We start from the raw sequence: 21,195 nt of genomic DNA, 5'->3' as shown, positions 1-21,195 counted from the left end.
AGCCGAACGTCGGATCTCTCTTGATCTTCCGAATCGGCAGGGATGACGGTGTGGAGCCGGAGCGGAGATGGATTCCAGCGTGCGCTGGAATGACGGTGTGGATGGCGCGGGAGTTCCTCCGGCCGTCATCCCGGCGAACGCCGGGATCCATCTTGATCTTCAGCCTTCCGTGGTCCCATGACACAGCGGATCAAAAGCAAAATGGATTCCAGCGTGCGCTGTAATGACGGGATCGGAGGGACGAAGGGTTCCCCTGGCGTCATTCCGGCGAGCGCCGGGATCCATCTTGATCTTCAGGCCTCCGTGGTCCCATGACACAGTGGATCAGAAGCGAAATGGATTCCAGCATGCGCTGGAATGACGAGGTTGGAGGAGACGAGTGGTTTCCCTGGCGCCATCCCGGCGAATGCCGGGATCCATCTTGATCTTCAGGCTTTTGTGGTCCCATGACTCAACCGACCAAAAGCGAAATGGATTCCAGCGTGCGCTGGAATGACGGGATCGGGGGGGTGAAGGGTTCCCCTGGCGTCATCCCGGCGCACGCCGGGATCCATCTTGATCTTCAGGCTTTTGTGGTCCCATGACTCAACCGATCAAAAGCGAAATGGATTCCAGCGTGCGCTGGAATGACGGGATCGGGGGGTGAAGGGTTCCTTGGCGTCATCCCGGCGAACGCCGGGATCCATCTTGATCTTCAGCCATCCATGGGCCATGACACAGCGGAGCAAAAGCAAAAGGGATTCCAACGTGCGCTGGAATGACGGAGGTCGCCCACGCCGCTGGCTGACCCGCCTGCGATGGTCGACGGTGGTGGTGCTTGTCGCACTGCTGGTGGCGGACCTTGCGTTCCCGCCGCCGCTGCCGAAGAGCCGCGACACCAGCACCCTGGTCGTCGCACGCGACGGCACGCCGCTGCGCGCCTTCGCCGATCGCGACGGGGTCTGGCGCTATCCCGCATCTCCCGACACGGTATCGCCGCTCTACCTGCAGGCGCTGCTGAACTACGAAGACCGCTGGTTCTGGAAGCATCCCGGCATCAATCCGTGGGCGCTCATGCGCGCGGCCGGGCAGTTCGTCCGTCACGGACGGGTGGTGTCGGGAGGCTCCACGCTGACCATGCAGGTGGCGCGCATGCTGGATCGCCACTCGCGCACGCCCTGGGGCAAAGCCAAGCAGATGCTGCGGGCGGTGCAGTTGGAAGTGCACCTGTCCAAGCGCGAGATCCTGACGCTCTACCTGGAGCGCGCGCCATTCGGCGGCACCATCGAAGGCGTGGATGCGGCGAGCTGGGCGTATCTCGGCAAGCCGGCATCGCGGCTCTCGCATGCAGAGGCAGCACTGCTCGCGGTGCTGCCGCAGTCGCCCAGCCGGCTGCGCCCGGACCGCCATCCGGATGCGGCGCGCATCGCGCGGGACAAGGTGCTGCAGCGCATGGTCGACCTTGGCGCATGGTCGAGGGCCGAGGTTGATGACGCACGTATCGAGCCCGTCGTCGCCCGCAGCCTGCAGGCACCGTTGAGCGCCGCCCTGCTGGCCGAACGCCTGCGCCGCCAGCAACCACGGGCATCACGCATCACGTCCACCATCGACGCGGGCCTGCAGCGCACGTTGGAGGAACGCGTGCAGGGCTACTTCTCCACATTGCCCGCGCGCACGTCGGCCGCGTTGTTGGTGGTCGACAACGCCACGATGGAAGCGCGCGCCTATGTCGGCTCGGTGGCGTTCGGTGACCGCGAACGGCTTGGCCATGTGGACATGGTGCAGGCGTGGCGTTCGCCCGGCTCGACGCTGAAGCCGTTCCTGTACGGACTGGCGCTCGATGATGGACTGATCCATTCCGAAAGCCTGTTGATCGACGCGCCGCAGTCGTTCGGCGGTTACCGGCCCGGCAACTTCGACGCCGCCTTCAACGGCCCTGTCGGCGCGGCCGACGCGCTGCGGTTGTCGCTCAACGTACCGGCAGTGGACCTGCTGGATCGTGTGGGTCCGGCGCGTTTCTCCGCGCGATTGGCGAACAACGGCCTGGTGCTGCGCTATCCGCGCGGCGAGCAGCCCAACCTGTCGCTGATCCTCGGCGGCACGGGCGCGCGCCTGGAGGATCTGGTCGGTGCATATGCGGGGCTCAATCGCGGTGGACTGTCGGGCCGCGTGCGCTACAGCGCGCAGGATCCTTCGTCCGATCGGCGCCTGCTGTCGCCCGGCGCTGCCTGGATCATCCGCGAAGTACTCGAAGCGCACCCGCGCCCCGGTTATGGCAGCGGCGTGCTGGACACCGGCAGCCGGCCGCGCGTGGCGTGGAAGACCGGCACCAGTTACGGCTTCCGCGACGCGTGGGCGCTCGGCAGCACGCGTCGCCATACCGTCGGCGTGTGGGTGGGCAGGCCCGATGGCACGCCGCTGCCGGGCCAGTACGGCGCGGTCACTGCGCTGCCGTTGATGTTCGAGGTGATCGACAGCCTGCCGCGTGGCCAAGGCGATGCGGGTCCGGCTCCGCCACCCGCCGACGTGGCGGAGCGCGCCATCTGCTGGCCGCTGGGCACACAGGTGGAAGCCGAGTCGCCGCAGCTCTGCCAGCGCAGGCGTGATGCGTGGACGCTGGGCGGCAATGTGCCGCCCACGTTCGCCGAACGCGACGCGCGCCTGTGGAGCGCCGGCCGAGAGCGCTTCGAGGTGGATGCGCGGACCGGGCTGCGTCTCTCAGGCGAGTGCGCGCGCACGCACGACGCGCGCGGCACGGAAATCGCGCGCTGGCCTGCATTGGCGTCGCCGTGGCTGCCTGCGCGCGAGCGGACGGCGTCGCGGCTGCCACCGTTGTCGCCGGATTGCCAGCCCGACGGCCGCGATGCGGCCGAGGAACTGCGCATCGAGGGCTTGAATGACCTCGCCACGCTGGCGCGTGCGCCGGGCAGTGAGCATGGCGTCCGGCTGCAGTTGCGCGCACTGGGCACCGACACGCGCGTGCAGTGGTTGCTGGACGGGCGCTGGATCGCGGAGACCCGGGGCGCGCAGGCATTCCGGCGGGACTTCACCGAGGCGGGCGAACACCAGCTCACCGCACTGGCCGACAGCGGCGCGTGGGCGAGGGCGCGGTTCAAGGTGCTGCGGTAGGGCGGCAGAACCCACGCAATCTTGTAGGAGCGGACCATGCCCGCGATGCTTTTCCGTAGCATGGGCGAAAGGCGTCGCGCCCGAGGGCGCTCCTACAGGACAAGCGGTGAGAGGCGCGTTGACTCAGCCGATCTGTTCCAGCACATGCTCCGCGCCGGAGACCTTGTACTCGCCGGGCGCTTCGACGAACACGTTCTTCACCACGCCGTCTTCCACATACAGAGCGAAGCGCTTGGCGCGGATGCCCATGCCGTAGGCGCTGGCGTCCATCTCCAGGCCGAGCGCCTTGGCCAGGTCGGCATTGCCGTCGGCGAGCATCTGCAGGCCATCCGGCACGTGCTGGGTCTTGCCCCAGGCCTGCATGACGAAGGGATCGTTGACGGACACGCAGAAGACTTCGATGCCGCGGTGGCGGAAATCGTCGAAGTGCTGCACATAACTGGGCAAATGCTTTTCCGAACAGGTCGGGGTGAATGCGCCCGGCACGGCGAACAGCACCGCCTTGCGGCCGTCGAACAGGGTGGTGGTATCCACCGTTTCCACGCCTTCTCGGATGCGCTTGAGGGTCACTTCGGGAATGCGCTCGCCAACCTGGATGCTCATGGGAATGCCTTGTGTGGAGGAAAACTGAATGCAGTTTAGCGTGTCGGTGTGGTCGGGCCGTGACGGGCTTGAAATGCTTGGGCAAGCGCCTATTTTCCCGCCATCGGCGCCTGGCGGTAGCGGCGCCACTTCCAGAGGAGAAACCGACATGAGCATCGTGCAGTACAACCCGTGGGGCAATGCCCGTGGCCTGCAGGACGAGATCAAGCAGGTCTTCGACCGCTTCCTGGGCGAGGCCGACGCCGACCAGTCCAACGTGGTGACCAGCCAGTGGGCGCCGCGCGTGGACATCCGCGAGGACAGCGACCGTTTCGTGATCCTGGCCGACATCCCGGGCGTGGACCCGAAGGACATCGAGATCCACATGGACAAGGGCATCCTGACCCTGCGGGGCGAACGGGTGTCCGAGAAGGAAGAGGGCGCGCGTTATTCCCGCATGGAACGCGTCCACGGCACCTTCTACCGCCGCTTCTCGCTGCCGGACAGCGCCAACGCCGACGGCATCACCGCCACCGGCCGGCATGGCGTCCTGCAGATCGACATCCCCAAGAAGCCTGAAACCACGCCGCGCCGCATCCAGGTGCAGTAGCCGTGCCTGGGCCCCGCCGGTCGACACGGCGGGGCAACGGGCGGAGCGATAGAATCGGCCCGTGGCGCCCGCGTCGCGGGCCTTTTCTTTTTCCGGATGCCTCCCCGCCATGGTGGACGGCATCCCGCGTGATCGTGCGGAGATTCCATGCAGTTCAAGGACTATTACGCGGTGCTGGGCGTCGAGCCCACGGCCGGCGACGCCGAGATCAAGACGGCGTACCGTCGCTTGGCCCGCAAGTACCACCCCGACGTCAGCAAGGAGCCCGGCGCCGAGGATCAGTTCAAGGCCGTCAACGAGGCGTACGAGGCCCTGCGTGACCCGCAGAAGCGGTCCGCGTATGACCAGTTGCGTGCGCGCGGCTACCGGCCCGGCGAGGAATTCCGTCCACCGCCGGATTTCGGGCGCGGCGGACCGGGATCGCAGGACTTCGATTACGAGGAGATCTTCGGCGGCGCAGGTGGCGGCAGCGGCGGATTCAGTGATTTCTTCGAAGGGCTGTTCGGCAGGCGCGCCCGCGCGGAGCAGGCGCAGTCGCGCGGACCGCAGCCGATGCGGGATTCGCGCGCGAAGCTGTCGGTACCGTTGCAGGCGGTGCATGACGGCGGCAGCGTGCGGGTGAACGTCAACGGGCGGCAGCTCGATGTCCGCGTGCCGACGGGCGTGAAGCCGGGGCAGGTGATCCGCCTGGCCGGGCAGGGCGTGCAGGGCGGCAACCTGCTGCTGGAAGTGGAGTACGCGCCGCACCCGCAGTTCGAGGTGGACGGCCGCAACATCATCCACGTGCTGTCGTTGACGCCGTGGCAGGCGGCCCTGGGCGCAACCGTCAGTGTCCCCACGCTGGGTGGTGCAGTGGACCTGAAGATCCCGGCGGACTCGGATTCCGGCCGCAAGCTGCGCCTGCGTGGGCGCGGCCTGCCCGGCACGCCGGCGGGTGACCAGATCGTGGAACTGGAGATCACGGCGCCGCGTGCGGAGACCGATGAGCAGCGCCAGGCCTACGCGGCACTGGGCAAGGCCTTCGACGCCTGATCCCACTCGCGGAGACTTCGGGAGGGCCGTGGCGTGCCACGTTCCCGATCGACCCTCAGGACATCGATGGCGCCGTGAAGGTGCGCCAGGGTGCACACGACGTTTGACGGCAAGGGGCGGTGAAAATTTCGCCACCCGTCTTGACACGTCCGCCGCACAAGGCGGGCAGAGGGTTATCCACAGTTTCGTCCAGGTTCCATCCACATGCATTGTGGAAAACCCCGCCGGCCACCCGGCGATTCCCGTGCCCTGAAAGCACCACGCCACCCGAAGGTGGCGTGGGAAACAGCATGCGACTTCGCAGGTTCGCTTACTTGACCTGCGTGGCCGCCGGCGCAGCGCTGGCGGGTGCCGTCAGGCCGCGCTTCTCCAGCAGGGGCTCGATCCTGGGATCGTGGCCGGCGAAGTCGCGGAACAGCTTCATCGCATCCTGGCTGCCGCCCTGCGACAGCAGCGTCTTGCGGAAGTGATCGCCGTTCTCGCGCTTCAGGCCGCCGTTGCTCTTGAACCATTCCACGCTGTTCGCGTCCAGCACTTCAGACCAGATGTAGGCGTAGTAGCCGGCCGAGTAGCCGCCCATGATGTGGCTGAAGTAGGGCGTCTTGTAGCGCGGCGGCACCGGCGTGTAGTTGATGCCGTCGGCGGTCAGCGCGGCGGCCTCGAACTTCATCACGCCGGCGGCGTCCGGCACCTGGTCGGCGGTGATCTGGTGCCAGCGCTGGTCCAGCATCGCGGCGCCCAGGTACTCGGTGGTGGCGAAGCCCTGGTTGAACTTGGACGCGGCGATCACCTTGTCCAGCAGTGCCTGCGGCATGGCCTCGCCGGTCTTGTGGTGCTTGGCGTAGTTGGCCAGGATCGACGGCCAGTCGGCCCACATCTCGTTGACCTGCGACGGGTATTCCACGAAGTCGCGCGGCACGCTGGTGCCGCTGAAGTACGGATACTTCACGTCGGAGAACATGCCGTGCAGCGCATGGCCGAACTCATGGAACGTGGTGGTCACTTCGTCCCACGTCATCAGCGTCGGCTCGCCGGCCGGCGGCTTCGGCACGTTCAGATGGTTGGCGACCACCGGCTTGTCGCCGGTCAGGCCCGACTGCGACACGTACGAGTTCATCCATGCGCCGCCGCGCTTGGAGTCGCGCGCATACGGGTCGAAGATGAAGATGGCCAACTGCGAACCGTCGGCGTTGAACACGTCGTAGGTCCAGGTGTCGGCGTGGTACTTCGGCAGGTCGGTGCGTTCCTTGAACGTCAGGCCGTACAGCTGGGTGGCGGCGTAGAACACGCCGTTTTCCAGCACGTTCTTCATCTCGAAGTACGGCTTCAGCTGCGACTCGTCGAAGTTGTACTTCGCCCCGCGCACCTTCTCGGTGTAGAACGCCCAGTCCCACGGTTCCAGCGCGAAGGTCGGCTCGCCCTTGGCCTTCTGCTCCTGGTCGATCATCGCCTGCAGGTCGGCGGCCTCGCGCTTGGCATTGGCCACGGCGGCCGGGGCCAGCTTGCCCAGCATGGCGTTGACGGCTTCCGGCGTGCGCGCGGTCTGGTCTTCCAGGCCGTAGGCCGCGTGGTTGGGGTAGCCCAGCAGCTTCGCGCGGTCGGCGCGCAGCTTCATGATGCGCGAGACCAGCGCGGTGGTGTCGAACTCGCCGCCGCGGCTGCCGCGTACGACAGACGCTTCGTGCAGGCGCTGGCGCAGCGTGCGGTTGGTCAGTTGCGACTCCGGCGGCTGGCCGGTGGTGTTGAGCAGCGTCAGGACGTACTTGCCTTCCAGACCGCGCTTCTTGGCGACCTCGGCTGCGGTGGCGATCTGGCCTTCGGTCAGGCCGTCGAGCTGCTTCACATCATCGACGACGACCGCCGAGGCGTTGACTTCCTTCAGCACGTTGTCGCTGAAGGTGGTGCCCAGCGACGCCAGTTCACCGTTCATCTTCTTCAGCGTCGCCTTGTCGGCTTCGTTGAGGTTGGCGCCGGAGCGCACGAAGCTGGTGTGGTAGCGCTCGATCAGGCGCACGCCCTGCGCGTCCAGGCCCAGGTCGTTGCGCTGGTCGTAAAGCGCCTTGATGCGGGCGAACAGCTTCGGATTCAGGCTGATGGCGTCGCCGTGGGCGGCGAACTTCGCCGAGTAATCGGCGCGCAGCTTGTTGCGCGCATCGTTGGTGTCGGTGCCCACCAGGTTGAAGAACACGGTGGTGGCGCGGTCCAGCACCTGGCCGCTCTTCTCCATCGCGATGATGGTGTTCTCGAAGGTGGGCGCGGCCGGGTCGTTGGCGATGGCGTCCATTTCCTTCAGCTGCTCGGCCATGCCGGCGTCGAAGGCGGGCGCGAAGTCGCTGTCCTTGATCTTGTCGAACTGCGGGTAGTGCAGCGGCAGCGGGCTTTCGGCGAAGAAGGGATTGGCGGCTTGTGCGGTCTGGGTGGCCGGTGTGGCGGCCTGGCTGTAGGCGGGCATGGCGAGTCCAAGGGTCGCGGCAAGCGCGATGGCAAGGCGGGTGGTCATGAAGCGCAACGTCCTGGCAGAGTGGATTTCCAAGGGTAACCCAGGGGGGCAGACGGGACCCATGACGAAAGGCATGGGCGATGGGGAGGGCAGGGCCTCAATCTGCGGCAGAATGCGCCGAGCGCCCCTTCCGGAGAATCCTGTGAAGCCCGTCCTTGCCCTGTGCTACGCGTTGTTGCTGGCTCCTTCGGCACTGGCCGCCGAAACCCTGAAGTACGTGGCGCTGGTGGATGGCGGCAAGAAGGCCGGTGAGCAGACGGTCACCGTGGGGGATGATGGCGTCACCCGGGTGGACTTCATCTTCAAGGACAACGGGCGTGGGCCGGAGTTGAAGGAGGAATACCAGCTCGCGGCCGATGGCACCTTCCAGCGCTATCAGGTGAAGGGCGTCTCGACCTTCGGTGCGCCGGTGGACGAAACCTTCGCCCGCGACGGCGATCGTGGCCAATGGAAGAGTACCTCCGACGCAGGCACGCATACCTTCACCGGCACGGCGCTGTACACGCCGCTCGGCGGCACGCCGGCCACGTCGTCGGTAGCGCTGGCGGCGCTGGCCCGGCAGGCCGATGGCAAGTTGCCGCTGGTTCCCAGCGGCACGCTGACACAACGCAAGCTCGCGTCGATGGAGATCCGCACTGGCACGCAGTCGCGCACGGTCGACCTGCTGGCGCTGACCGGCATCGGCTTCACGCCGAGCTTCGTATGGGTGACGCGCGATGCCGAGCCGCGCCTGTTCGCCTACATCTATCCGGGCTTCCTGCAGCTGATCGAGGACGGCTGGCAAGGGGTGGCGAACACGCTGGAAGATCGCCAGAAGATCGCAGAGCGCGAGGCGCTGGTGGCGCTGCAGCAACGCTTGGCGCATCCGTTGCCGGGCACCACGCTGATCCGGAACGCGCGGGTTTTCGACAGCGAGAAGGCCGTGCTCGGGGCTTCCTCCGACGTGGTCGTGCGCGATGGCAGGATCGTGTCGGTATCGCCAGCCGGGCAGGCGACGATGGAGGCACAACAGGTTGTCGACGCCGGCAACCGCGTGCTGCTGCCAGGGCTCTACGACATGCACGTGCATGCGGGCAGCTGGGAGGGCGGCCTGCACCTGGCCGCGGGCGTCACCAGCGCGCGCGACATGGGCAACGACAACGCCACGCTGCAACAGTTGATGGCGGAAGAGAAGGCCGGCACGCTGATGCATCCGCGCGTGATTCCCGCCGGCTACATCGAAGGCCAGAGCCCGCATTCGTCTCAGGGCGGTTTCGTGGTGAAGGACCTGGCCGGCGCCAAGCAGGCGATCGACTGGTACGCCGATCATGGCTACCCACAGATCAAGATCTACAACTCCTTCCCGAAGGAGATCCTGCGCGACACCACCGCCCATGCGCACCAGCGCGGCATCCGCGTCAGCGGCCACGTGCCCGCCTTCATGCGGGCGCAGGACGTGGTGGAACAGGGCTATGACGAGATCCAGCACATCAACCAGGTGATGCTGAACTTCTTCGTCACGCCGGAAACCGACACGCGCACGCTGGCGCGCTTCTACCTGGTGGCGGACAAGACGGACGGGCTGGATTTCGACAGCAGGCCGGTCCAGGACTTCATCGCCGAACTGGCGAACAAGCAGATCGTCATCGACCCCACGCTGGCGACCTTCGAGTTCCTGCACCAGCGCGAGGGGCAGCTGTCGCCCATCGTCGCCGATGTAGCCGATCACCTCCCGCCGGATGTGCAGCGGGGTCGCCGCGCTGCGGAACTGAACATTCCTGACGACGTCACCGGCGCCCGGTACAAGCGCAGCTTCGACAAGCTGGTCGACTTCACCGGCCGCATGTATCGCGCCGGCGTGCCGCTGGTCGCGGGCACCGACGAACTGCCGGGCTTCACGCTGCAACGGGAGTTGGAGTTGTACGTGCAGGCAGGCCTGACGCCATCGCAGGTGCTGCAGGTGGCGACCTGGAACGGCGCGAAGTACAGCCGCACGCTGGACGATGCCGGGTCCATCGCACCCGGCAAGCGCGCCGACCTGGTGCTGGTGGATGGCGACCCGACGCAGGACATCAGCGACATCCGCAAGCTCGCGCTGGTGATCAAGGACGGGCGTGCGTACTACCCGGCCGAGATCCACGAGGCGCTGGGCATCAGGCCGTTTGCGCCTGCACTGGAAGTGCAATCCGTTCGCTGACGCAACTGTTGTAGGAGCGACGTCAGTCGCGACCGTATACCTTGAGAATTCCCAGTCTGCGGTCGCGACTGCCGTCGCTCCTGCAGGAGGACAGGGCTACGCCAGGATCTCGTAACGCCGCCAGATCCACGACAACTCGTACAGCAGCGCCATCACCGCGAACGTGGCGTGGAAGCGCGGGTTGCGGGTGGCGATGGCCACCAGGCTGCCGACGATGTACAGCGCATTGCGCACCCAGTACTCCGGGCCGAGTTGCTGCGCGTATGGCTGGCCTTTGATCAGGGTGTCCCCGACATCCACCACGAACATCAGCGCGAGCAGACCGAAGAACCAGGTCCGCCGGTCATAGTAGTAGTCGCGGTAGCCGCTTCCTTCGGCCAATGATTCGGGGAACACCAGCGCGCACAGCAGGTAGAGCAGCAGGGCGTACAGGGTGACGTACAGGTAGAGCATGAAGCTCCAGTGCGCCTGGTGGGAGAGGCTGAATTCCCACCACCAGAAGTGCAGCATGTAGACGAACATGAAACCTGCCCAGACCAGGTGCACGCTGTAGATCCGGTGCGCGCGGGGACGTTCGACGATGCGTGCCACGTGGCGCAGCAGGTGGGTCAGGCCCAGGCCCACGATCATCCCGAGCAGGATGCGGACATGGATGTACAGGTTGGCGTGGCTGGCGGGATCGGCGGCTTGCATGGGCGTCCACGGTCCGGTGCAGGTGGCTACGTTAGCGGATCGTCGCCACGCTGCCCATCCGGTGAAGGGGAGCCTTGCCCTGTTCGCGCGGGAGGTGTCTGATAGCGGCTTTCCCGGAGGGAACGCATGACCATCGCCTACGACTTTTCCGCCCAGGACCTCGATGGCCGGGAGCGCTCGCTGTCCGAGTACCAGGGCAAGGCCCTGCTGATCGTCAACGTGGCCTCCAGGTGCGGCTTCACGCCGCAGTACACCGGCCTGGAAGCACTGTGGCGCGAGTTCGGACCGCAGGGGCTGGTGGTGCTGGGATTCCCGTGCGACCAGTTCGGCCACCAGGAGCCGGGCGATGAAGCCGAGATCCGCAATTTCTGTTCGCTGAACTACGACGTGACGTTCCCGATGTTCGCCAAGATCGACGTCAACGGCGATGGTGCGCATCCGCTGTGGAAGTGGCTGAAGCAGGAGAAGAGCGGGCTGCTCGGCATCAGCGCGATCAAGTGGAATTTCAGCAAGTTCCTCGTGGGCCGCGACGGCAAGGTGATCAAGCGTTATGCGCCGACCGATGCACCGGCGTCCCTGGCGGGCGACGTCCGTGCAGCATTGGCCTGAAGCAGTGGGCGAGCGCGTGGACGGCCGGCTGTTCCATATCGAGTTCGCCACCACCGACTACGGGTTGCGCGCGTGGGTGACCGGCGTCAATGGCACGCTGGAGACCACGCTGGCGTACTGGCAGGTCATCGCGGGGGAGATCCGCAGGCTGGCGCCACGCGCGCTGCTGGTGGTGGATGACATGGAAGGCGAGCCACCGCCGCCGGGACAATTGCTGGAGTTCGTGCAGGCGATGCAGGGCCAGGGCATGGAAGCCGTGCGCATCGCCTACGTCGAACGGCATGTCGACCAGCTGCCGCAGGTCGAGTTCGCGGGCCTGCTGGCCAACGAACACGGGTTCAACGCGCAGGTGTTCGCGGATGAAGCGGCGGCCGTGATCTGGCTGCGCTACGGCGGTGGCTGAGCGGGGACGCGCCGCTGCAGCGCCTCCTCGGGCAGCAGCGCGAGCAACTCCCGGGAGAAGGATTCCAGCACGGCCTCCGAGTAGCCACGATGCGCACGCACGATGAGGCCATCCTGGCCGATGACGAACATGTTCGGCAGTGCGGTGACGCCGTAACGGTCCGTCACCACGCCGCGGACGTCATGGACGAAGGTCAGGTCCAGATCCTTGTTGGCGCGAAGGACGCCGAGGTAGTCGCTGCGCGGTTCCTTCATGTTGATGGCGATGACTTCCAGATGCTCCCGGCCGACGATCTTCTGCATGTGGCCGAGCATCGGCAACTCGCGCCGGCAGGGGCCACACCATGATGCCCAGAACGTCACCACGACCACCTTGCCCTTGAGCGCATCGAGATCGACGGGATTGCCCTCGCGGTCCTTGAGCGTGATGGGGGGCGGCACTTCGCCCACGCCAGGCTGCCGGACGGCATCCGTGGCGTGCGCACACGGGACAGCGGCCAACAGCATGGCCAGCAGCAGATTCCGGATCACGGTACGTCCTCCCCAGGACTTCGTGTCGGCAGCGTAGCAGTTGGCGGCGCGGTCGTCCCGCGTGGCTTGTCTCCGATGCGCGCCGGACATGGATCCGGCGCGTGCCTCGCGCCTATTTCTCGACGAAGGCGCGCTCGAACACGTACTGCCCGGCGGTGCCGATGCGGGGTGCGGCGGTGAAGCCGCGGCCATCCAGCAGGGCGCGGAAGTCGGCCAGCATCTGCGGGCTGCCGCAGATCATCGCGCGGTCGTGCTCCGCATCCAGCGGCGCGATGCCGAGGCTCTCCATCATGCTGCCGGTGGCCATCAGGTCGGTCAGGCGTCCCCGATTGGGGAAGTCCTCGCGGGTGACTGCGGGGTAGTACAGCAGCTTCTCGCGGATGGTTTCGCCGAGGAACTCGTGCTGCGGCAGTTCCTTTTCGAAATAGTCGCGGTAGGCCAGGTCTTCGGCATGGCGCACGCCGTGGGTCAGGATGACCTTGTCGAAGCGCTCGTAAGTCGCCGGGTCCTTGATGATCGACAGCCACGGCGCCAGTCCGGTCCCCGTGCCCAGCAGATAGAGGTTGCGGCCCGGATGCAGGTCGCTGATCAGCAGGGTGCCGGTGGGCTTGCGTCCGATCAGCACGCTGTCGCCCGGCTTGATGTGCTGGAGGCGCGAGGTCAGCGGGCCGTTCTGCACCTTGATGCTGAAGAACTCGAGCTGTTCTTCCCAGTTCGCGCTGGCGATCGAGTAGGCGCGCAGCAGCGGCGTGCCGTCGACTTCCAGCCCGATCATGACGAACTGGCCGTTCTCGAAGCGGAAACCGTCGTCGCGGGTGGTGGTGAAGCTGAAGTAGGCGTCCGTCCAGTGACGGACGTCGAGCACCGTCTCGGTGCCGAACGCAGAGGACATGGGGGAGTCTGGGCTATCGAATCAACGCGCCATTGTAGCCGACCGCCGCAGCGCGGCCTTGATCGTACTCAATCCGCGCCGCCCGGGTCGGGCGCCAGGCCGCCGCGTCGATGGAAGCAGAGGTGCTCGACGGCGCGACGCATGGGGCGTGTTGTCAGCAGCAGGTCCATCGGGGCGTCGAATTGCCCCTGGTCGAACGCCCATCGCAACAGGCGCTTGAAGGCGAAACCCGGGACAGGTGGCGTCATTGAAGCGCCCGATGCCGCTTCGCCGGTCAGGTGGCCGGCCAGCATGCGCCCGATGGCCGCGCCGTGGCGAAGACCGGAATGGATGCCGCCGGCGGTCAGTGGCGACACCATGCCGGCCGCGTCGCCCACAAGCACTACGTCCTCCCCCGACATCGGCCGGACCGCACCACCGCAGGGAATCAGGCCGGCGCGGATGCTGTCCGGTCGCCGTGTCGCCGGCAGTCCCGTCATCGGGGCGACATGGTGCAGGAAGCCGACCATGTCCGGTGCCTGCGTGTTGCCCGGCCGATAACGCCGCGCCAGGCCGGCCTGCACGCCGGTCGGTGTCTGTGCCACCCAGCCCAGGTAGCCGGGAGCGAAGCGCTTGCTGATGAAGCAATGCAGGGCATCGGGTTCGCGCAGGGCGATGCCATCGAACTCGTATTCCACGCCGTGGAGGAACTCGCCCACGCGGCCGAGTCCGAGCCGCTCGGCGACACGCGAGCGTGCGCCATCGGCACCGACCAGGAAACGGGCTTGCCCGACGCCTTCCACCCGCCATCCAGAGGTGGTGCGCACGGCATCGCGGAACGCGTGGCCGCGCTTCAATTCGACGCCGCAAGCCTCGGTGCGCTCGCCCAGCCAGCGCATCAGTGCCGGCGTGTCCGTGGTGTGGAAGCGATACCCGGCCGCACCGAGCCGCACGCTGCGCAGGTTGGGCGCGTACAGGCGGACATGGGGAACGGCACGCACCAGTGCCTGCGGCAGGTCGGCCAGCAGCGGTGCATCGCATGCCTCCTGCACCAGGATGCCGGTGGTGTGGATGCGCTCGCCGAGGTCCTGCTTGCGATCGATCACGCAGGCGCGCAGGCCATGGGAAGCAAGCTCGCCCGCACAGGCGAGGCCGGCGAATCCTGCACCCACCACGATCACGTCGTATCGGTTGTCCTGCATCGTCGGGCATGCGCGCCATCACGGGATGGCGCGCAGCGTGCAGACGTTGCGGGGAGTCGCGATGAAGTCGCCATGAAGTCAGCGCGACCGATCCGCGGAAAACGGAGAAGGCGCCGATGGGCGCCTTCTCCTTGTTGCTTCAACCGTGGCCGCCGCCACCGCGGGGGCCGCGCTGTCCGCCGCCGCCGGGGCGACCGCCCGGACCCCGTCCGCCTGCCGGACGCCCGCCAGGGCGCGGACCGGCGTGTTGCGGACGATTGCCGCCGCCACCCGGACGACCTTGCGGACGCGGACCGCGCGGCTGCTGGCCGTAGGGACTGAAGCCGGGGTTGGCGTGGTCGGACGGGAAGCTGGGTGCGCTGGCGGGATGGCCGTAGGGACGCGCCGCGCGCTGCGGCTTGCCCGCACCTTGCGCGCCACGCGGACCACGTTCGCCCGCAGGGCCTGCACGGTCGCTGCCGAAGCGGTCGCCACCGAAGCCACCCGGCCCACCACCCGGACCGCGCTTGCCCGCGCCGCCGCCCGGCTTGCCACCGGCACCGGGACGTCCGCCCGGCTTGCCGCCGTAGGGCTTCTTCGGGCCGCCGGGGCCGGCGTTGCGGTGACCGGCGGGGCCGGTATCCACACCATCAGGCACGTACCAGCTGCGGAACGCGGCCGGATTGCCATCCGGCAACGGCTTCGGGCCCTTGGGTGTGCGCTGCTTGAACGGACGTTGCGACTGCTTGGCCGCCTGCTCGCCACTGACGGTCAGGCCGCCATGCGGCTTCTTGCCGCGACCACCGCGGCCACGGTCTTCGCGCACGTGGTCGAAGCGGCGCAGTTCGCGGCCTTCGTCGGCGCTGTTGTGGCCGTTGACGTACGCGCTGCCGCTGCGGCCTCCGCCCACATGCACGGTGGACTTGGATGCCTTGCGCTGGCCGATCACGGGCTGCAGCGTCAGCGCGGCGGGCGTGCCGTCTTCAAGGCCCAGTTCCTTGCGCAACGCCTGCACCTGCGCGTCGGCCAGTTCCTGCGACTGGCCTCGCAGCAGCGGCTGCGGCAGGCTGACCTTGCCATAGCGCACGCGCTTCAGGCGGCTGACCTGGCAGCCCTGCGACTCCCACAGGCGGCGCACTTCGCGATTGCGGCCTTCCTTGACCACCACGCTGAACCAGTCGTGCGAGTCGGTGCCGCCGATGCGCTCGATGCTGTCGAACTTGGCCGGGCCGTCTTCCAGCGCCACGCCGCGGCGCAGCCGGTCGACGACGTTGTCCGGCACGCTGTCCTGGCCTTCCGGCGCCCGCACGCGCACCACGTACTCGCGTTCGACTTCGTAGGACGGATGCATCATCGCGTTGGCGAGTTCGCCATCGGTGGTCAGCAGCAGCAGGCCGGTGGTGTTGATGTCCAGGCGGCCGATGGCGATCCAGCGCGCGCCCTTCAGGGCCGGCAGCGCTTCGAAGATCGTCGGGCGGCCTTCGGGGTCTTCGCGCGTGGTCACTTCGCCTTCCGGCTTGTTGTAGATCAGCACGCGGGAGGGTTCGGTCAGTGCGCTGGCGACGAAGGTCTTGCCGTCCAGCTCGATGCGGTCGCCGCCCTTGACCGACATGCCGGTCTGCGCGACTTCGCCGTTGACCTTGACCAGGCCATCGGCGATGCGCTGTTCCAGCGCACGGCGCGAGCCCAGGCCGGCCTGCGCCAGCACTTTGTGCAGGCGCTCTTCCAGTCGGTTCGTTTCAGGCGCGTCGGCGCCTTCGCCGCGCTTCAGCGACAACTTGCCGAGTGAGGGTTTTTTCGGGGTGTTGCTCATTGTTTCTGCTCCGACGGTGCCTGGTGTTCCTCGTTGGAAACTGCGGCGTCGTCATCTTGGGGTTGAGGTTCATCGTGGGAAGCGTGTGCGGCGGTGTCGCCGGCTTCCGTCGGGGTGTCGTCATTGGCGGCCTCGTCCTGCGACGCGTCCGCGGGGTCCTGCGTATCGGTATCCGTTCCGTCGTCCCTGTCGCCGGCATCGTCGTCCGACGGCGCGGCCTGTTCTTCGCCATCCGCGGCATCGCCGCTGGCGATACTGACCGGCAACGGCGCGCCGTCCAGCGGCAGTTGCGGCTCCAGTTCGCCGATGTCCTTGAGTTCGGACAACGGCGGCAATTCGTCCAGGCGCTTCAGGCCGAAGTAGTCGAGGAAGCCCTTGGTGGTGCCGAACAGCGCCGGCTTGCCCGGTACATCGCGGTGGCCCACCACGCGGATCCATTCGCGCTCTTCCAGGGCCTGGATGATGTTGCTGCTCACTGCCACGCCACGGACCTGCTCGATCTCGCCACGCGTGATCGGCTGGCGGTAGGCGATCAGCGCCAGGGTTTCCAGCGTGGCGCGGGTGTACTTGGTCTTGCGTTCCGTCCACAGCCGGGCGACCCAGGCGTGCACGTCGGCCTTGACCTGGTAGCGGTAGCCGGAGGCGACTTCGACCAGTTCCACGCCGCGGTCGGCGCAGGCATCGGCGAGCTGCTGCAGCGCCTGCTCGACACTGCCTTCCGGCGCCGGCTCGTCCTCGGGGAACAGGCCGTGCAACTGCGCGAGTGCCAGCGGCTGGGTCGCCGCCAGCAGGGCGGCTTCCACGATGCGGTTGATGAGCGATTGATCCATGCGGTCCTGTCGTTCGGAAGTGCGGCGGGCGCAAGGCCCGGCCGCGTCACGGGCTGTCGTTGGCGGCGTCGGTATCGTCGAATTCGCTGGAGAACTGCAGCGGTTCGTTGGTGTTGTTCAGCGCCAGCGACTTGATGTAGATCGGGGCAAGCGGGGCTTCCTGCACGATGTCCAGCAACTGCTCCTTGGCCAGTTCCAGCATGGCCAGGAAGGTCACCAGCACGCCCAGCTTGCCTTCCTCCGGTGTGAACATGCTTTCGAAGCGGTGGAACTTGCCGTCCTCCAGCCGCGTCAGCACATCGCCCATGCGCTGGCGCACGCTGAGCGCTTCGCGCTTGATCGCGTGGCCGCTGAACAGCTCGGCGCGCTTCAGCACGTCGTGCAGCGCCAGCAGCATTTCCTTCAGCTCCACCGGGGGCGGCAACCTGACCGCTGCCCGGTCGGGAACCTCCGCGCTGACCGGGGTGGTGTCGCGGTCCTGGCGGGGCAGGGCGTCCAGGTCCTCGGCCGCCTGTTTGAAGCGTTCGTATTCCTGCAGGCGGCGCACCAGCTCGGCGCGCGGATCGCCTTCTTCGCCATCCTCGCTCACCGGCCGCGGCAGCAGCATGCGTGACTTGATCTCGGCCAGGATGGCCGCCATCAGCAGGTATTCGGCGGCCAGTTCGAACCGCAGTTCCTGCATCACATTGATGTAGTCCACGTACTGCCGGGTGATTTCGGCGACGGGGATGTCCAGGATGTCCAGGTTCTGCCGGCGGATCAGGTACAACAGCAGGTCCAGGGGGCCTTCGAACGCGTCCAGGATGACTTCGAGCGCATCCGGCGGGATGTACAGGTCCTGCGGGATCTGCAGCACCGGCTGCCCATGCACCATCGCCAGCGGCATTTCCTGCTGCTGCGGATGCGTGGACGGGGATTGTGGGGTCGCGTCGGACGCGAGTTCTGGGCTCATCAAGAAACAGTCATCGTGCTAACCACCGATCCATCCTGCACGCGGCAGGGCCGGCTTGGTGCCGTCATTCCGCAAACCAACATCATGCGTCGCAGGGCGAACGCTTCCCTTGAAGCAACCAGCAAAGCACACCGCAGGATGCGGCGGCGGACAGCGTGAGGTCGTCGGGCGCGGGCGGGTATGGGCAGCGAATCGAACGTCCCGGTGGTCCCCGTGCCGGGGATCGGGGAGGGCGGCGTGGCCGGTTCTTCCCCTGGACGGGCCGCTGCTTCCGGCCGTGCAATGAAGGACAGGGTAAGCCTTGGCCGGGAGTGTGTCCAGCACCTGGCCCGGGGGAGGGCACGTACAATTCAGGCCCAGCTTCCGGAGTGAACCGCATGTGGTACGCCATCGAAGGGCATGACGCCCCCGACGTCCTTTCCAAGCGCCTGGCTTCGCGGCCCGCGCACCTGGCCCGCCTGACCGCGCTGCGCGACGAGGGTCGCCTGTTGCTGGCGGGTCCGTGTCCGGCCATCGATGCCGAGGATCCGGGTCCGGCCGGCTTCAGTGGCAGCATCGTGATTGCCGAGTTCGACTCGCTGGAAGACGCGCGTGCCTGGGCCGATGCCGATCCCTACGCCGCCGCCGGCGTCTATGCGCGCACCGACGTCCGGCCCTTCCGCAAGGTTCTGCCGTGAACCGGATCGAGCGCATCCGGGCAGCCCTCGAGTCCGCCCTGCAACCGGTGTCGATGGAGGTGCTGGACGACAGCCACAAGCACGCGGGCCACGAAGGCGCCCGCGATGGCCGGGGACACTTCACGGTCCGCATCACCAGCGCGGCCTTCGCCGGCAAGCCCCCGCTGGCCCGCCACCGCGTGGTCTACGCCGCCCTGGGCGAGATGATGCAGACCGATATCCACGCCTTGGCCATCGAGGCACGTACACCCGACGAGGCCCGCTGAGCGCCGCCGGCCTTTCCGGCGCTGCCGCATGCAGTCGCCGCTGAAAACGTTTACATTCGCGCCCTTCGCTATGCCGGGAGGGCGCCATGAAGCATCACAATCCCCGAATCCCCCATGCACTGCTGGCCGGACTGGTGGCGACGCTGCTGGCCTCGACCGCCGACGCCAGGCCGCCGGTCTACGCGACGCCGGCCGAAAAGGCGTTCGTCGACGCCCTGCTGGCGAAGATGACGGTGGAGGAGAAGCTCGGCCAGCTGAACCAGCCGCCCGGCGTGGGCAACAACACCGGGCCGGCCGCGATGGCGGGCAGCGAGGACCAGATCCGTCGTGGCGAGATCGGCTCCTACCTCGGCACGCAGGGTGCGGTGCTGACCTGCCGCCTGCAGCGCATCGCGGTGGAACAGTCCCGGCTCGGGATTCCCCTGTTGTTCGGGTACGACGTCATCCATGGACACCGCACGGTGTTCCCGGTGCCGCTGGGCGAATCGGCCAGCTTCGATCCGGTGGAAGTGCAGCACGCCGCCCGGGTTGCGGCGATCGAGGCCTCGGCGCACGGCATTCACTGGACGTACGCGCCGATGGTCGACATTTCGCGCGATCCGCGCTGGGGGCGCGTCGTGGAAGGCGCAGGCGAAGATCCGTACCTGGGCTCCGTGCTGGCCGCAGCGCGGGTGCGCGGCTTCCAGGGCGACGACCTGCGCGCGCCGGATGCGGTGCTCGCCACCGCCAAGCATTTCGTCGCCTATGGCGCGGCCGAGGCGGGGCGCGACTACAACGTCGCCGACATCTCCGAGCGCACGCTGCACGAACTCTACCTGCCCCCGTTCAAAGCCGCCGTCGATGCAGGCGCGCAATCGATCATGGCCGCCTTCAACGAGATCGCCGGCGTGCCCATGCATGCACACCAGCCGCTGATCGAGGATCTCCTGCGCAAGCAGTGGGACTGGGACGGCCTGCTGGTCAGCGACTACACCGGCGTGATGGAACTGATGCCGCACGGCGTGGCCGCCGACCGCGAACAGGCCGGCAGCCTCGGCCTGCGCGCGGGCGTGGATGTCGACATGGTCAGCCAGATCTACCTGAAGGACCTGCCGGCGGCGGTGAAGGCCGGGCGTGTTCCGATGGCGCAAGTGGATGCGTCGGTGCGTCGCGTGCTGAACGCGAAGTACCGCCTGGGCCTGTTCGATGATCCCTATCGCTCCTGCACCGACGATGGCGCCCGTGAGCGCGCGCTGACGCTGACGCCGGAGCACCGTGCCGATGCGCGCCGGATGGCGCAGAAGTCGCTGGTGCTGCTTGAGAACGACAACCAGGTGCTCCCGCTCGCCAAGTCGGTGCGCACGCTGGCGGTGATCGGACCGCTGGCCGACCATCGCCGCGCCATGCTGGGCAACTGGGCGGTGGCCGGGCGCGAGGAAGATGCGGTCACGCCGCTCGAAGGCTTGAAGGCCGCGCTCGGCGACAGGACGCGCCTTGTCGTGGCGAAGGGTGCCGAGATCGACAGCCAGGACACCCGCGGCTTCGCCGACGCCGTCGCCGCCGCGAAGCAGGCGGACGCGGTAGTGATGTTCCTTGGTGAACACCCCGACATGAGCGCGGAGGCGAACAACCGCACCTCGCTGGACCTGCCAGGCGTGCAGGAGCAGCTCGCGCTTGCGGTCGCGGCCACCGGCAAGCCCGTCGTGGTGGTGCTGTTGAATGGCCGGCCGCTGTCGATCGGAGGGCTGAAAGGCAAGGTGCCGGCGATCCTGGAGGCCTGGTTCCCGGGCATCGAGGGCGGGCACGCGATCGCCGACGTGCTGTTCGGCGACGTGAATCCCTCCGCGAAACTGCCGATCACCTTCCCGCACAATGTCGGCCAGGTGCCGATCTACTACGCGCACAAGAACACCGGCCGTCCGCCGCGCATGGAAGAGAAGTACACCAGCAAGTACCTCGATGTCCCGTGGACGCCGCTCTATGCCTTCGGTCACGGCCTCAGCTACACCACGTTCCGGTACGACGCGCCGGTGGTGTCATCGGCGACGTTGAAGCCGGACGCGCTGGAGCAGCGCGTCAGCGTGCGCGTCACCAACACCGGCAAGCGCGCAGGCGAGGAAGTGGTGCAGCTCTACGTGCGCGACGACGTGGCCAGCGTTACGCGGCCGGTGAAGCAGTTGCGCGGCTTCCAGCGCGTGTCGCTGCAGCCGGGCGAGTCGAAGACCCTCACGTTCACCCTCGGCTTCGACGACCTGGCGATGTACGACGCGCGCATGCAGCAGGTGGTGGAGCCGGGGACATTCACCGTGTTCGTGGGCGGAAGCTCCGACCGCACGCAACAGGCGGAGTTTCGCGTCGCCGGCCCGTAACCTCGGTGGGAAGC

At 67.4% G+C, this 21,195-nt stretch carries 18 protein-coding genes; 9 read left to right on the top strand and 9 right to left on the bottom strand.

Going from position 1 to position 21,195, the window contains the following annotated elements:
- Positions 1–783 precede the first annotated feature (783 nt).
- Positions 784–3,108: a penicillin-binding protein 1C gene (gene pbpC / locus OY559_RS11880; RefSeq protein WP_277729993.1), complete on the top strand. Its 2,325-nt coding sequence runs from the start codon at positions 784–786 to the stop codon at positions 3,106–3,108.
- 123 nt (positions 3,109–3,231) lie between these two features.
- Here the strand turns inward: pbpC and OY559_RS11875 are convergent, their stop codons facing one another.
- Positions 3,232–3,711, bottom strand: coding sequence for a peroxiredoxin (locus OY559_RS11875; protein WP_277726465.1), 480 nt, complete (start codon positions 3,709–3,711; stop codon positions 3,232–3,234).
- A gap of 148 nt (positions 3,712–3,859) precedes the next feature.
- Between OY559_RS11875 and OY559_RS11870 the strand changes: the two genes are divergently transcribed.
- Positions 3,860–4,300: an Hsp20/alpha crystallin family protein gene (locus tag OY559_RS11870; RefSeq protein WP_277726464.1), complete on the top strand. Its 441-nt coding sequence runs from the start codon at positions 3,860–3,862 to the stop codon at positions 4,298–4,300.
- Between the two features lie 147 nt (positions 4,301–4,447).
- Positions 4,448–5,332, top strand: a complete 885-nt coding sequence (locus tag OY559_RS11865) for a DnaJ C-terminal domain-containing protein (protein WP_277726463.1) — start codon at positions 4,448–4,450, stop codon at positions 5,330–5,332.
- Between the two features lie 310 nt (positions 5,333–5,642).
- On the opposite strand, the gene OY559_RS11860 is transcribed toward OY559_RS11865, so the two are convergent.
- On the bottom strand, positions 5,643–7,832 hold the full coding sequence (locus OY559_RS11860) for a M3 family metallopeptidase (protein WP_277726462.1): 2,190 nt from the start codon (positions 7,830–7,832) through the stop codon (positions 5,643–5,645).
- Positions 7,833–7,974: 142 nt separating this feature from the next.
- Here OY559_RS11860 and OY559_RS11855 point away from each other — a divergent pair, with 142 nt between their 5' ends.
- The gene (locus OY559_RS11855) at positions 7,975–10,008 is read left to right on the top strand and encodes an amidohydrolase family protein (RefSeq protein WP_277726461.1); all 2,034 of its coding nucleotides are present in this window, start codon (positions 7,975–7,977) and stop codon (positions 10,006–10,008) included.
- Between the two features lie 96 nt (positions 10,009–10,104).
- On the opposite strand, the gene OY559_RS11850 is transcribed toward OY559_RS11855, so the two are convergent.
- Positions 10,105–10,701, bottom strand: coding sequence for a hypothetical protein (locus OY559_RS11850; RefSeq protein WP_277726460.1), 597 nt, complete (start codon positions 10,699–10,701; stop codon positions 10,105–10,107).
- Positions 10,702–10,827: 126 nt separating this feature from the next.
- On the opposite strand from OY559_RS11850, the gene OY559_RS11845 reads away from it, so the two are divergent.
- Positions 10,828–11,310 (top strand): glutathione peroxidase, encoded by a 483-nt coding sequence (locus OY559_RS11845; protein ID WP_277726459.1) that lies wholly within the window; start codon positions 10,828–10,830, stop codon positions 11,308–11,310.
- Complete coding sequence (locus OY559_RS11840; protein ID WP_277726458.1) at positions 11,294–11,713, top strand: hypothetical protein; 420 nt, start codon at positions 11,294–11,296, stop codon at positions 11,711–11,713. The genes OY559_RS11845 and OY559_RS11840 overlap by 17 nt, the downstream gene beginning before the upstream one ends.
- On the opposite strand, the gene OY559_RS11835 is transcribed toward OY559_RS11840, so the two are convergent.
- The 6 genes from OY559_RS11835 to OY559_RS11810 form a co-directional block, all read right to left on the bottom strand.
- The gene (locus OY559_RS11835) at positions 11,698–12,243 is read right to left on the bottom strand and encodes a TlpA disulfide reductase family protein (protein WP_277726457.1); all 546 of its coding nucleotides are present in this window, start codon (positions 12,241–12,243) and stop codon (positions 11,698–11,700) included. The two genes, OY559_RS11840 and OY559_RS11835, sit on opposite strands and share 16 nt — an antisense overlap.
- A gap of 112 nt (positions 12,244–12,355) precedes the next feature.
- Complete coding sequence (locus OY559_RS11830) at positions 12,356–13,135, bottom strand: ferredoxin--NADP reductase (protein ID WP_277726456.1); 780 nt, start codon at positions 13,133–13,135, stop codon at positions 12,356–12,358.
- Positions 13,136–13,203: 68 nt separating this feature from the next.
- A complete protein-coding gene (locus OY559_RS11825; RefSeq protein WP_277726455.1) occupies positions 13,204–14,316 on the bottom strand; it encodes an NAD(P)/FAD-dependent oxidoreductase in 1,113 nt (370 codons plus the stop codon).
- Positions 14,317–14,455: 139 nt separating this feature from the next.
- Positions 14,456–16,108, bottom strand: coding sequence for a pseudouridine synthase (locus OY559_RS11820; RefSeq protein ID WP_277726454.1), 1,653 nt, complete (start codon positions 16,106–16,108; stop codon positions 14,456–14,458).
- The gene (scpB, locus tag OY559_RS11815; RefSeq protein ID WP_277726453.1) at positions 16,105–16,938 is read right to left on the bottom strand and encodes an SMC-Scp complex subunit ScpB; all 834 of its coding nucleotides are present in this window, start codon (positions 16,936–16,938) and stop codon (positions 16,105–16,107) included. The genes OY559_RS11820 and scpB overlap by 4 nt, the downstream gene beginning before the upstream one ends.
- A 46-nt stretch (positions 16,939–16,984) precedes the next feature.
- Entirely contained in the window at positions 16,985–17,890 is a 906-nt protein-coding gene (locus tag OY559_RS11810; protein WP_277726452.1) for a segregation and condensation protein A, read from the bottom strand.
- Between the two features lie 377 nt (positions 17,891–18,267).
- Here OY559_RS11810 and OY559_RS11805 point away from each other — a divergent pair, with 377 nt between their 5' ends.
- The 3 genes from OY559_RS11805 (at position 18,268) to bglX (ending at position 21,181) form a co-directional block, all read left to right on the top strand.
- The gene (locus OY559_RS11805; protein WP_277726451.1) at positions 18,268–18,567 is read left to right on the top strand and encodes a YciI family protein; all 300 of its coding nucleotides are present in this window, start codon (positions 18,268–18,270) and stop codon (positions 18,565–18,567) included.
- The gene (locus tag OY559_RS11800) at positions 18,564–18,833 is read left to right on the top strand and encodes a BolA family protein (protein ID WP_277726450.1); all 270 of its coding nucleotides are present in this window, start codon (positions 18,564–18,566) and stop codon (positions 18,831–18,833) included. Before OY559_RS11805 ends, OY559_RS11800 begins: the two co-directional genes overlap by 4 nt.
- Positions 18,834–18,919: 86 nt before the next feature.
- Positions 18,920–21,181 (top strand): beta-glucosidase BglX, encoded by a 2,262-nt coding sequence (bglX, locus tag OY559_RS11795; protein ID WP_277726449.1) that lies wholly within the window; start codon positions 18,920–18,922, stop codon positions 21,179–21,181.
- The last annotated feature ends 14 nt before the right edge of the window (positions 21,182–21,195 follow it).

The organism is Pseudoxanthomonas sp. SE1 (assembly GCF_029542205.1).
Taxonomy (GTDB): Bacteria; Pseudomonadota; Gammaproteobacteria; order Xanthomonadales; family Xanthomonadaceae; genus Pseudoxanthomonas_A.
The sequence above is the reverse complement of the archived record's forward strand: the minus strand, read 5'-3'. Positions and strand labels throughout refer to the sequence as shown.

What these genes read in the sequence shown, in the direction of transcription:
- OY559_RS11875 (WP_277726465.1), bottom strand. Translation starts at nt 3,711, where the DNA reads ATGAGCATCCAGGTTGGCGAGCGCATTCCCGAAGTGACCCTCAAGCGC.
- OY559_RS11870 (WP_277726464.1), top strand. Translation starts at nt 3,860, where the DNA reads ATGAGCATCGTGCAGTACAACCCGTGGGGCAATGCCCGTGGCCTGCAG.
- OY559_RS11865 (WP_277726463.1), top strand. Translation starts at nt 4,448, where the DNA reads ATGCAGTTCAAGGACTATTACGCGGTGCTGGGCGTCGAGCCCACGGCC.
- OY559_RS11860 (WP_277726462.1), bottom strand. Translation starts at nt 7,832, where the DNA reads ATGACCACCCGCCTTGCCATCGCGCTTGCCGCGACCCTTGGACTCGCC.
- OY559_RS11850 (WP_277726460.1), bottom strand. Translation starts at nt 10,701, where the DNA reads ATGCAAGCCGCCGATCCCGCCAGCCACGCCAACCTGTACATCCATGTC.
- OY559_RS11845 (WP_277726459.1), top strand. Translation starts at nt 10,828, where the DNA reads ATGACCATCGCCTACGACTTTTCCGCCCAGGACCTCGATGGCCGGGAG.
- OY559_RS11830 (WP_277726456.1), bottom strand. Translation starts at nt 13,135, where the DNA reads ATGTCCTCTGCGTTCGGCACCGAGACGGTGCTCGACGTCCGTCACTGG.
- OY559_RS11825 (WP_277726455.1), bottom strand. Translation starts at nt 14,316, where the DNA reads ATGCAGGACAACCGATACGACGTGATCGTGGTGGGTGCAGGATTCGCC.
- OY559_RS11820 (WP_277726454.1), bottom strand. Translation starts at nt 16,108, where the DNA reads ATGAGCAACACCCCGAAAAAACCCTCACTCGGCAAGTTGTCGCTGAAG.
- scpB (WP_277726453.1), bottom strand. Translation starts at nt 16,938, where the DNA reads ATGGATCAATCGCTCATCAACCGCATCGTGGAAGCCGCCCTGCTGGCG.
- OY559_RS11810 (WP_277726452.1), bottom strand. Translation starts at nt 17,890, where the DNA reads ATGAGCCCAGAACTCGCGTCCGACGCGACCCCACAATCCCCGTCCACG.
- OY559_RS11805 (WP_277726451.1), top strand. Translation starts at nt 18,268, where the DNA reads ATGTGGTACGCCATCGAAGGGCATGACGCCCCCGACGTCCTTTCCAAG.
- bglX (WP_277726449.1), top strand. Translation starts at nt 18,920, where the DNA reads ATGAAGCATCACAATCCCCGAATCCCCCATGCACTGCTGGCCGGACTG.